Source organism: Salibaculum sp. (assembly GCF_035270045.1).
In the GTDB taxonomy this organism is placed as follows: domain Bacteria; phylum Pseudomonadota; class Alphaproteobacteria; order Rhodobacterales; family Rhodobacteraceae; genus Salibaculum.
The window spans coordinates 33,421-44,412 of record NZ_DATFIP010000058.1 but is presented as its reverse complement, the minus strand read 5'-3'; the positions used below and the strand labels follow the sequence as shown (position 1 = coordinate 44,412).

Here is a 10,992-nt window from a genome sequence, read left to right as displayed (position 1 = left end):
GCGCGAGCATGCGCGGCCCCTGCAAGCAATCCCCCCCCGACAAAGGAAATCTCATGACCCAGGTCAAAGCGGGTGACACCGTATCCATTCATTACACCGGTACGCTAGCGGACGGTGAAACCTTCGACAGTTCCGAGGGCCGCGAGCCGTTGGAATTCACCGTCGGATCAGGCCAGATCATCCCCGGTCTCGACAATGCGATCCCGGGCATGGCCGTGGGCGAAAAGAAAGCCGTCGAAGTGCCCTGCGCAGAAGCCTATGGCGATACCGATCCCAACGCCAAGCAGGCCGTGCCGCGTTCGCAGGTGCCGCCCGAAATCCCGCTCGAGATCGGCATGCAGCTTCAGATGCAGTCGCCCGACGGTCAGGCAATCCCGGTCACCGTGGCCGAGCTGTCCGAGGAAGAAGTCACGCTGGACGCCAACCATCCGCTGGCGGGCAAGGACCTGAACTTCGAGATCGAACTGGTCGAGATCAAGGCCGCCTGAGCCATCGCGACCGGACGTTTCAGGGGGCGCCTTCGGGCGCCCCTTTTCGTGTCAGTCCCAGCGCGTCAACAGGCTGGGACAGCGGAAAACACCGTTCTCGCCATGGCGATCATGACTGACGCGGCGGTGATCAGCGCCGGCCCCGACAGTCCCAGCTCGGCAGCGCCGCGGGCAGCACTGCGGCCGCACCGGGGCCGCCATTATCACAGGTTTTCCAGCACCGGCATGCTCAGGACATGGTAGCCGCTGTCGACCCGGATGATCTCTCCCGTGGTGCAGTTTCCGGCATCCGACGCCAAGTAGACGGCCGTGCCGCCCACGGCCTCGAGTGTCGCGTTGTGCCGCAGCGGCGCGTTCTGTTCTGCGTGTTTGAAGGTGCGGCGGGCGCCCGCGATGGCAGCACCTGCCAGGGTCTTCATGGGGCCGGGCGAAATGGCGTTCACGCGTATACCCTGCGGGCCCAGGTCGGCGGCCAGGTAGCGGGTGGCGCTTTCCAGCGCCGACTTGGCCACACCCATCACGTTGTAGTTCGGGGTCACGCGCTGGCTCCCCTGGAATGTCAGGGTCAGCAGGCAGCCGCCCTCTGGCATCAGGTCCGCGGCGCGGCGGGCCACATCAACGAATGAATAGCAGCTTATAAGCATGGAATTCGTGAAATTCGCGCGGCTGGTGTCCGAAAACCGGCCCGTCAATTCGCTCTTGTCGGAATAGGCGATGGCATGGACCACGAAATCCAGACTGCCCCAGCGGTCCTTCAACGCGGAGAAACAGGAATCCATCGACGCGTCGTCGCTCACGTCGGCCTCGATCAGGAAATCGCTGTCGGCGGCGGCTGCGAGCGGGGCCACCCGTTTTTTCAGGCCCTCGCCCTGGTAGGAGAAGGCCAGTTCGGCCCCGGCGGCATGACAGGCCTTGGCGATCCCCCAAGCAATGGAACGGTCATTCGCGACCCCCATGATGAGTCCGCGCTTTCCCGATAATGATTGCATGGCCCGTCCCTTTGCTGGTCTTGCAGGTTTGCTCATTTTTGACCCCGAGCGTCAAGTTGCCGTTTTTCGCATTTGGCGTGCCGATGTGCCCTCTTGGCCACCACTGGCAAGGTGACAAGCGACATCCCGGTGCGGACGGCGGGGCGTTGCAGGGTGCGTGCCGGGCCGGGCGCGCTATCCGGCGTATTTCGACAGGATCATCGATCCGTTGGTGCCGCCGAAGCCGAATGAATTGGTCATCACGGAGTCCAGCCCCGCGGTCTCGACCAGCTCTGTCGCGATCTCGCCAGGGGTGATGGACGGGTCAAGGGTTTCGACGTTGATCGAGGGGGTGATGAAATCGTCCCGCAGCATCAGCAGGCAATAGACCGCTTCCTGCGCACCGGTGGCGCCCTGGCTGTGACCGGTCATCGACTTGGTCGAGGAAATGGGCGGTGCGCTGCCCTCGCCAAAGACCCGGCGTACCGCCTCGACCTCGCCTACGTCACCAACCGGGGTGCTGGTGCCATGGGCGTTGATGTAGCTGACCTTTCGGCCCTCGGGCAGGCTGCCCAGTGCCAGCCGCATCGCCCGTTCACCACCCTCGCCCGAAGGTGCGACCATGTCGTGCCCGTCCGAGGTGGCGGCGTAGCCTGTGACCTCGGCATAGATCTTCGCGCCGCGTGCAGTGGCATGGTCCAGGTCTTCAAGCACCAGCATCGCGCCGCCACCGGCGATCACGAAGCCGTCACGATCGGCGTCAAAGGCGCGGCTGGCGCGCGTGGGGTCATCGTTGAACTTGGACGACATCGCGCCCATGGCGTCAAAGAGGCAGGAAAGGGTCCAGTCCAGTTCCTCGCCACCGCCTGCGAACATCACGTCCTGCTTGCCCATCATGATCTGCTCGGCCGCATTGCCGATGCAGTGCAGCGAGGTCGAGCAGGCCGAGGTGATGGAGTAGTTCAGACCCTTGATCCTGTAGGCGGTTGAGAGGTTCGCGCTGATGGTCGAGCTCATGCACTTGGGAACGGCAAAGGGGCCGATCCGCTTGGGGCTGCCGGATTTCAGGACAGTCTGGTGAGCCGTCAGCATGGCGCTCGTCGAGGGACCGCCCGAGCCGGCCACGAGCCCGGTACGCGGATTGACGACATCGCTCTCTTCCAGCCCCGCGTCGGCGATGGCCTGGCCCATGGCGATATGCGCATAGGCGGCGCCGGGTCCCATGAACCGCAAGGTGCGCTTGTCCACGTGATCGGCGGGGTTGATCTTGAGTGTTCCGGCGATCCGGCTGCGAAAGCCGTGCTCGGCCATTTCGGGAACGGCCTCGATCCCCGAACGTCCGGCCTTGAGGGCGGCGGTGACCTCTTGGGCGCTGTTTCCAACGGGCGAGACGATCCCCAGCCCGGTAACGACGACGCGGCGCATGCGCGGCCTCCCTTAGCTTGTCCGGTGACCGGTGTAGGGTATGCAGGGGGGGGAGAGCAAGGCAGCTGCCATGTTGACGCACAAACGGGGATCTTGGTGTAAAGTCCCTGAAAACTGTCCGGGGCAACGGTTCCCCGCGTGGGCTCGCTCACCACGGATTACCGAGTGGTATCCTGATCCACCGCGCGAGAACCGGGCGGCGAACATTTCCGGTCGTTTATGGCCGGGATGCTCACCGAATTCAGACGCCCGAGCTTTCGCTGCACAATTCCGAAATTCGGGCTCGGGTCCGACCCGGACATCGTCGATCCGTTGCAGAAACGGGATCTCTCATAAGTCCGGCGGGCAGGCTGCGACGGGCCCATTATCCCTCAGAATGTCTTGCGCGCGTTCAACGCGGCGGTGATCGTGCCGTCGTCGAGGTAATCCAACTCGCCGCCCACGGGCACGCCCTGCGCCAGCGAGGTAACCGAGATTCCTTCCAGTTCATCGGCGATGTAATGGGCCGTGGTCTGGCCGTCCACTGTCGCGCCCAGTGCCAGGATCACTTCGGTGATGCCTTCGCTGGCCACCCGCGATTTCAGGCGCGGGATTCGCAGGTCCTCGGGGCCTATATCGTCCAACGCGGACAGCGTTCCGCCCAAAACGTGATAGCGGCCCTTGAAAACGCTGGCGCGTTCCATCGCCCAGAGGTCGGCCACGTCCTCGACCACGCATATCTGGCCCGTGGCGCGTTTCTCGCTCTCGCAGATGCCGCAGATATCCGTGGTGCCGATGTTGCCGCAGTTGAGGCATTCGCGTGCGCTGGTCCCGACTCGCGCCATGGCTTCGGCCAGCGGTGCAAGCAACTGACCGCGCTTCTTGACCATGTGCAGCACGGCCCGCCGCGCCGAGCGCGGCCCCAGGCCGGGCAGCCGCGCCATCAGGTCGATCAACTCTTCGATATCGCTGGTGGTGTTGGTCAAACAGTTCTCCTGCGCGGGACCCCGCAGAAATGCCATCTGCATTTCCGCTCTATCCCGCCTGGTCAGTTCGCGGTGCGACTTGACCTAGAAAGGCAGTTTCATGCCGGCGGGCAGGCCGAGCTCTTCCTGTATCTTCTGCATTTCCTCGGCGGCGCGGTCACTGGCGCGCGACTGGGCATCCTTGATGGCGGCGAGGATCAGGTCCTCGACTACTTCCTTGTCGTCGCCGTTGAAGATCGATGGGTCGATGTCCAGGCCCTTGAGCTCGCCCTTGGCACTGGCGGTGGCCTTGACCAGCCCGGCGCCGCTTTCCCCGGTGACCATCATGGCGTGCATCTCTTCCTGAAGCTGCTCCATCTTCTGTTGCAGCTCTTGGGCGGATTTCATCATCTTGGCCATGTCGCCCATCTGGCCCATCCCCTTGAACATTCCCGTCTCTCCTGTCATCTGCGATACCGCATTCCAGATATGGCCCCCCGGACGCCCGGCCACAAGGCCGGATCATTCTTCCTCGAAAGGGTCCCATTCCTCATCCACCTCGGGCAGGGCCTCCAGCTGGGCCTCCTGTTCCAGGGCGTCCGGCGTGCGGATCTGGGTGATCCGCGCCTCGGGGAAGCGGGTCAGCACCGCCTGGACCAAAGGGTGCGCCGCCGCATGTTCGCGCAGGGCGGCCTCCTCTGCGTCGCGCGCCTGGGCGATGGTCGCGGCCCCGCCGGAGCCGACGACGCTGACTGCCCAGCGGTTCCCCGTCCAGGTCTGCAACCGGCTCCCAAGCTTCGACGCCAGGTCCTTCGGGGCATCCTCGGTTGGCTGGAACTCGATCCGGCCCGGCTGATAGGCGACGAGGCGGACACAGTTTTCCACGTCGACCAGGAGTTTCACGTCGCGGTGACTGCGGATCAGCTCGACCACGTGGTCGAAGGTCGGGTAGCGCGCCAGCGCGGCCTGTGTGGCGACCGCCTGTTCGGCGCCGCCCTGCCGGGCCGAAGGGCCGGATGGGCCGGATTGGGCCGGGGCGCCGGATCTGCCCTGCGCCTCGGTCCGGGGTGCCTGTGCCGCCGGGGAGGTGCCGCCATCGCCCCCGTTCGGCCCGGGCGGCGTCGGGTTGTCCTGCAACCTGCGCACCAGGTCCCCGGGCGTCGGCAAGTCGGCCACGTGCGTCAGCCGGATAACTGCCATTTCCGCCGCCATCATGGCGTTGGGGGCCTGAGCCACCTCTTCCAGTGCCTTTAGCAGCATCTGCCAAAGCCGGGTCAGCACCCGCATCGGCAACGCCTGCGCCATAGCCAGCCCGCGGGCGCGTTCATCCGGGCCGACGGTGGGGTCCTCGGCAGACTCGGGCGTGACCTTGATGACGCTGACCCAATGGGCGATCTCGGCCAGGTCGCGCAGGATTGCCATCGGGTCCGCCCCGTCGGCGTATTGCGCCGACAATTCCGTCAGCGCTCCGGCGGCATCGCCTTTCAGTATCATGTCGAACAGGTCCAGCACGCGGCCGCGGTCGGCCAGTCCCAGCATGGCGCGCACCTGGTCGGCGGTGGTCTCGCCCGCGCCGTGGGAAATCGCCTGATCCAGTAGAGATGTCGCATCGCGCGCCGATCCCTCGGCCGCGCGCGTGATCAAGGCCAGGGCATCGTCGGTGATCTCCGCCGCTTCGGCATCGGCGATGCGGCGCAGCATGGCAATCTGGTCCTCGGGTTCGATCCGGCGCAGGTCGAAACGCTGGCAGCGCGACAGCACCGTCACCGGGACCTTGCGGACCTCGGTGGTGGCAAAGATGAATTTCACGTGTGCGGGCGGTTCCTCCAGCGTCTTGAGCAGCGCGTTGAACGCGCTGGTCGAGAGCATGTGAACTTCGTCGATGATGTAGATCTTGTAGCGCGCGCTGGCCGCACGGTAGTGCACCGTGTCGATGATGTTCTCGCGCACGTAGGACACCTGCGTGTTGGAAGCAGCGTCCATTTCGATCACGTCGACGTGGCGGCCTTCCATGATCGCTACGCAGTGTTCGCATTCGCCGCAGGGGTCGGTGGTGGGGCCGCCGCTGCCGTCCGTGCCGGTGCAGTTCATACCCTTGGCAATGATCCGGGCCGTGGTGGTCTTGCCGGTGCCGCGGATGCCCGTCATCAGAAAGGCCTGCGCGATGCGGTCGGCGGCAAAGGCATTCTTGAGGGTGCGCACCATGGCGTCCTGTCCCACGAGATCGGCAAAGGTCTCGGGGCGGTATTTGCGGGCAAGCACCTGGTAGCTGGGCTGGTCGGTCATGATGGCCTTGGGATTCGGATGATGACCGCACGGTAAGCGGCGCCGGGGGCAAGGTCCACCGCGGCGATGGAGCGTCGAGACCATGTCACGCCCGGCGCGCGCTATTCGTCCCGACGCTTGCGCCTTGCCCGCACCTTGCCCCCGCGATGCACCTTGCCCAGCCCGCGGGCGCGAGACTGCGCCACGGTGTCGCTGTTGTAGCGGTTTTCAGCGGCCAACTTGCGCCAGCGATCCAGTCGGGCGGGATCGAGGCGGCCCGTCTCGATGGCTGCGCGCACGGCGCAGCCGGGTTCGCCGTTGTGGGCGCAATTGCGGAACTTGCAGTCCGCGGCCACTTCCAGAATGTCAGAGAAGACCTCCTCGATGCCTGTCTCGGCCTCCAAAAGGCGCAACTCGCGCATCCCCGGTGTGTCGATCAGCCAGCCGCCGTGCAGTGTCGCGCGCAGAGCGCGGTTGGTGGTGGTATGGCGCCCCCGGGCATCGTCCTCGCGGATGTCGCGGGTTGCCTCGTTGGTGCCGGTCAGGTGGTTCTGCAAGGTGGTCTTGCCCACCCCGGATGAGCCGATCAGCGCCAGCGTCTGCCCGTCGGAACACCAGGGCGCCAGCCGCGCTGCCTCTTCGGCAGTTTTCGCGTTTACCACCAGCACGGGCAGGGTCGGTGACAGCGCCTGCGCCTGCCGGGCGTAGGCCTCCGCATCCTCGGACATGTCGGGTTTGGTCAGCACCAGCAGCGGCAGGCAGCCAGCCATGCTCGCCAGCGCCAGGTAGCGTTCCAGGCGGGCGACGTTGAAATCCGCGTTGCAACTCGTGACGATGGCCAGCGTGTCGACATTGGCGGCGATCAGTTGTGGGCGGGCATCGTGGCCCGCCGCGCGGCGCGTGATTTCGCTCCTGCGGTCCAGCGGGGCAGAGGCCGTGCCGCCCCGGGCCAACACCCAGTCGCCGACGGCATATGCGCTGGTCAGGACCGTGGGGCTCAGCGTGACAGGGCCCTCCGGGGACAGCCCGTCGAGCCGTGTGCGGTGGATGGCGCTCAGGCGGACGGGCGCGCCGTCGGTGTCCGGGCCCAGCTGGTCGGCAAAATGTCGTGACCAACCCAGAGTTGTCAGGCAATAGCCAGTCAAGGCCGTCGACCGACGCGGCCTTGTCGCCAAATCCGGCCACCTTGAGGGCGGTCGTCATGGATGTATGCCGTCAAGCTCAGAGACGCCCTTCGCCGAGTGTCGGAATCGTCATCACCATCCTCCTCGGCATGCTGCGAAATGAGAACATTCTTCCCGGGTCGGAACTTCCAGGCTTGCCGAGCAAGCCGCAGCGTTCCTTGCCGCGAATTCGCGAGACAGATTCGCGAATGGTGAGAGGCTGGACAACGACCCAAGCGGGGCTCGTTACGGCTGCTTCCTTCCGGACCTGACCGGGTTGGCGAGGCGCTTGCCCGCGCCAACCTCTCGAGACGGGACATACTGCTCCGGCGTCGGTCTTTCAAGGGGGTGCAGCCCTCCACAAGGGCCTCACTTCACCAGACCGCCAGGACAGAACAGACGCGTGAAGGCGGCGTAGCAGGTGGCCTTGCGCCCGAAACCCTGCGCATCGATCCGAGCGTAAAGCCGGCGATCGGTGTGGTCGATCCGGGTGGCCCGTGACAGGACCTCGGCGCAGCCCCGGGCATCGGCCTTGCAGCCGGCGACAACCAGGGCCAGCGCGGGGTCGGCGACGTCATCCAGCTCGTTTCGCTCGATGCTGTCCTGCATGAGTGTCCTCGCCTTGTCCCGGATCTCGGCCTCTGTGGGGCGCGTCACGAAGGCGGCGAGGGCGGCTACCAGGCCGACGACAAGAACGATGCGGATCATGTGGGCCTTCGGGTCTGTTTGTCCTGCTTCGATCAGGTTCCGGGCTTCGCGTCCAGATCAATCTCGCAGACCAGCCGACCCTGTTCGTCTGACCCCAAGGCGCTGATACCCGGTAGAGGCAGGCTGGCCGCGGCGCCGGGCGCGGTGGTGAAACTGGCGCTGGCCCCGGCGATGGGGCGGAAGCCCCAGTTGATCACGGGCTCGAAATCCAACGGATCGTTGGCGGCGAAATAACTGGCTATGGCCTCGCTCGCAGTGCCGTTGCTTTCGAACAGCAAGGGTGCCGCAATGGGGATGTCGAAATGCCCTCCGCCGCCCATCCGGTAGGAATTCGTTGCCAGCACGAAGCGCTGCTCCTCGGTCACCGGCCGCCCTGCGTGGCTCAGGTCGCACACACGCGCGGCCCCCGGTGACAACACCTCTCCCTGTGGGCCGAACCGTGGTGGCTTGGTCAGATCGAAATTGTAACTGACCCCGTCGATCACGTCGAAGATGAAACCGGGAAGACGCGGGTCAAGCAGAGGCTGGCGCCCGCGCCCCGGTGCGATGCGGGCAAAAGTCGTAGCCGAGCGTTCAAGCCAGCCGCGCAACTGCCGTCCGGTAATCTCGATGGCGCAGACTGAATTGGGAAAGGGATAGAGGTCGGCGGCATGGCGCAAGGCCAGCGGCCCGGCCGGTATCTCCACGAAGGGGCCCGCCCCGGTCTGGGACCCGGACTTGAAGGGCGCCGCCGCTGAAAGCACCGGCAGGCCGGCGGCCCGGGTGTCCGCAAGCGCGTCGGCGACCATCTGCCGTTGCGCCGCATTGATGATCTGGACGGCCGCGTCGGGTCGGACCCGGCTGAAATGTGTGGTGATTGGCCGCCGTGTGCGCCCCACGGGTCGGCGGATTCGGGAAAGCGTTCGCTCATGAACCGGGGCCAGCATGGCCATCATGTCGGGGCAAGGGGACAGTCCGTGGCGCGCAAGAGTCTCGGCCAGGGGCACCAGCCTGGTGTCATGGCCGGTGATCACCCAACCGTTGCCACGCGGCGCCAGGGCGAGGTCGATCACGCCGAGGTAGGCGGCCTCGGCGCCGGGGTTGACCGCAGGCTTGCCGTGGATCGTGCCGTCGCCGGGGTCGATGCCCGGAGCCGCTGGGTGGTGCCGGTGTGGAAAGGGGACGTGGCTGTGACCGAGGATCAGCAGGTCGATCCCCTCGACCCTGGCCAGGTCTGCTCCGACGTTGTCCTCTGCGGGTGGGAGCGGCAGGGTTTCGATCCCGGTATGGGCAAGGGCGATCACGATATCGGCGCCCGTCTCGCGCACGCGCGCCACCTCCGCTCTGGCCGCCGCGACAAGGTCCCTGATGACCAGGTGCTCGCCCATTTGCCGGCCCTCCCATTGCGCGGTTTGTGCCGGGGTCAGGCCGATCAGGCCGATGCGGAAATCCAGCGTATCGCCGCGCCTGGTCTGCAGCTGCCGGGTGACGATATGCGATCGCGCCGTCAGCGGACGGACGGACCCCGGGCCCGTGACCTGCTCGACATTGCTGGCCAGCATGGGAAACCGGGCCTGCGCCCGGGCCGAGCGGACATAGTCCAGCCCCCAGTCGAATTCATGGTTGCCCAGGCTGGCCGCGTCGTAGCCCAGCGCGTTCATGGCCGCGACGATTGCATTGGGGGTTTCGGCATCATCGCGGAAGTCGGCGTGCACGACCTCTGCCAGCGGCGTACCCTGGAGGAAATCGCCGTTGTCCAGAAGCAGCGTTGGCGTGCCCTCGGCGCGAGCGTGCCGCACCAGGGTGGCCAGGCCCGCCAGGCCCGATGGATCGCTCGGCCTGTCGGCATAATAGTCGTAGGGCAGAAGGTTTCCATGGACGTCGCTGGTGGCCAGGATACGCAGGCTTGCGTGGTCGGCGGACGGGGATATCTTGGAGGGAAAAGTCAATTCTTGCATTTTCACTATATATATCAATGCAACCTTAGGGCGATTGCCGATCAGCGCAAGCCCCTTATACGAATTGAACAATTCCGCGTTGCGTGGCATCGACCCTGCATGAGACAGGCGGAAACGGTAACATTCGGCGGTTCGGGGCTGGACCGGGCCGCGCATCTGCGCGGCGACGCCGCGGCGATCGAGGCCATGCGCCGGGCGCCCACGGCGCGGTTCATCCTTGCCTGGCGCGGGAAGATGATGATCGCGGGCGGCGCGCTGGCGCGGCTGGCCGCCGATCATCCGCTGATCCGGGACGCGGCCGAGGCGCCCCTGTTCCTTGGCCGGGACGACGACGGGCCGGTCTTCTGCGCGGATGTCTCGGGCTGGGACCCGGTGTCCGACGGAGAGGCCCTGCCCGACGGCAGCTTCCTCGATGTGACGTTGCAACGTCATCCGCTCATTCCCGATGCCGAGGGTTTTTCCGATCTGAAGGCCTGCATGACACGGTTGAGCGCCCGCGACGCCGAGTTGGCGGCCATGGCACGGGGGCTGCTGTCCTGGCACCGAACGCATCGGTTCTGCGCCCGCTGCGGCGCTCCCAGCGAGGTGGCACAGGCCGGGTGGCAGCGGCTCTGCCCTGCTTGCGAGGCGTCGCATTTTCCACGCACGGACCCCGTGGTGATCATGCTGGTGACGTGTGGCAATCGCGCGCTGCTGGGCCGTGGTGTGGCTTGGCCCGAGGGGATGTTCTCTTGCCTGGCGGGCTTCATCGAGCCGGGTGAGACCGTCGAGGCTGCCGTCCGCCGCGAGGTCGTCGAGGAATCCGGCATCCGGGTGGGCCGGGTCGATTACCTGGCCAGTCAGCCATGGGCTTTTCCCGGATCGCTCATGATCGGCTGTCACGGCCAGGCCGAGAGCGAGGAGATCACCCTTGACCCAACCGAGCTGGCGGATGCCCGCTGGATCACGCGCGAGGAGCTGGCCGCGGCCTTTGCCGGCGAGGTGCCGGGCCTGCTGCCTGCCCGCCGGGGTGCCATCGCGCAATTCCTGCTGTCCAACTGGCTTGCGGATCGGCTTGGTTGAGGGACATACTGTTCACAATGGCAGTACTCCCG

General features: G+C 66.1%; 10 protein-coding genes and 1 other RNA gene. 2 read left to right on the top strand and 9 right to left on the bottom strand.

Annotated features, from left to right (window positions below):
- Positions 1-53: 53 nt before the first annotated feature.
- Complete coding sequence (locus VJ897_RS10060; protein WP_324055477.1) at positions 54-488, top strand: FKBP-type peptidyl-prolyl cis-trans isomerase; 435 nt, start codon at positions 54-56, stop codon at positions 486-488.
- Positions 489-691: 203 nt separating this feature from the next.
- Here VJ897_RS10060 and VJ897_RS10055 read toward each other — a convergent pair whose 3' ends face one another.
- The 9 genes from VJ897_RS10055 to VJ897_RS10015 all read right to left on the bottom strand — a co-directional run bounded on the left by VJ897_RS10055 (position 692) and on the right by VJ897_RS10015 (position 9,889).
- Entirely contained in the window at positions 692-1,477 is a 786-nt protein-coding gene (locus tag VJ897_RS10055) for an enoyl-ACP reductase FabI (protein WP_324055476.1), read from the bottom strand.
- A gap of 174 nt (positions 1,478-1,651) precedes the next feature.
- Positions 1,652-2,881, bottom strand: a complete 1,230-nt coding sequence (gene fabB / locus VJ897_RS10050; RefSeq protein WP_324055475.1) for a beta-ketoacyl-ACP synthase I — start codon at positions 2,879-2,881, stop codon at positions 1,652-1,654.
- 371 nt (positions 2,882-3,252) lie between these two features.
- The gene (gene recR / locus VJ897_RS10045) at positions 3,253-3,846 is read right to left on the bottom strand and encodes a recombination mediator RecR (RefSeq protein ID WP_414706725.1); all 594 of its coding nucleotides are present in this window, start codon (positions 3,844-3,846) and stop codon (positions 3,253-3,255) included.
- Between the two features lie 84 nt (positions 3,847-3,930).
- Complete coding sequence (locus VJ897_RS10040; RefSeq protein ID WP_324055504.1) at positions 3,931-4,275, bottom strand: YbaB/EbfC family nucleoid-associated protein; 345 nt, start codon at positions 4,273-4,275, stop codon at positions 3,931-3,933.
- A 72-nt stretch (positions 4,276-4,347) separates the two neighbouring features.
- Positions 4,348-6,111: a DNA polymerase III subunit gamma/tau gene (locus tag VJ897_RS10035; RefSeq protein WP_324055473.1), complete on the bottom strand. Its 1,764-nt coding sequence runs from the start codon at positions 6,109-6,111 to the stop codon at positions 4,348-4,350.
- 101 nt (positions 6,112-6,212) lie between these two features.
- The gene (rsgA, locus tag VJ897_RS10030; RefSeq protein ID WP_324055472.1) at positions 6,213-7,235 is read right to left on the bottom strand and encodes a ribosome small subunit-dependent GTPase A; all 1,023 of its coding nucleotides are present in this window, start codon (positions 7,233-7,235) and stop codon (positions 6,213-6,215) included.
- A 229-nt stretch (positions 7,236-7,464) separates the two neighbouring features.
- Positions 7,465-7,561, bottom strand: an RNA gene (gene ffs, locus VJ897_RS10025) — signal recognition particle sRNA small type.
- Positions 7,562-7,622: 61 nt separating this feature from the next.
- A complete protein-coding gene (locus VJ897_RS10020; RefSeq protein ID WP_324055471.1) occupies positions 7,623-7,961 on the bottom strand; it encodes a hypothetical protein in 339 nt (112 codons plus the stop codon).
- Positions 7,962-7,993: 32 nt separating this feature from the next.
- Positions 7,994-9,889 (bottom strand): bifunctional 2',3'-cyclic-nucleotide 2'-phosphodiesterase/3'-nucleotidase, encoded by a 1,896-nt coding sequence (locus VJ897_RS10015; protein WP_324055470.1) that lies wholly within the window; start codon positions 9,887-9,889, stop codon positions 7,994-7,996.
- Between the two features lie 108 nt (positions 9,890-9,997).
- Here VJ897_RS10015 and nudC point away from each other — a divergent pair, with 108 nt between their 5' ends.
- Entirely contained in the window at positions 9,998-10,960 is a 963-nt protein-coding gene (gene nudC, locus VJ897_RS10010; RefSeq protein ID WP_324055469.1) for an NAD(+) diphosphatase, read from the top strand.
- Positions 10,961-10,992 lie beyond the last annotated feature (32 nt).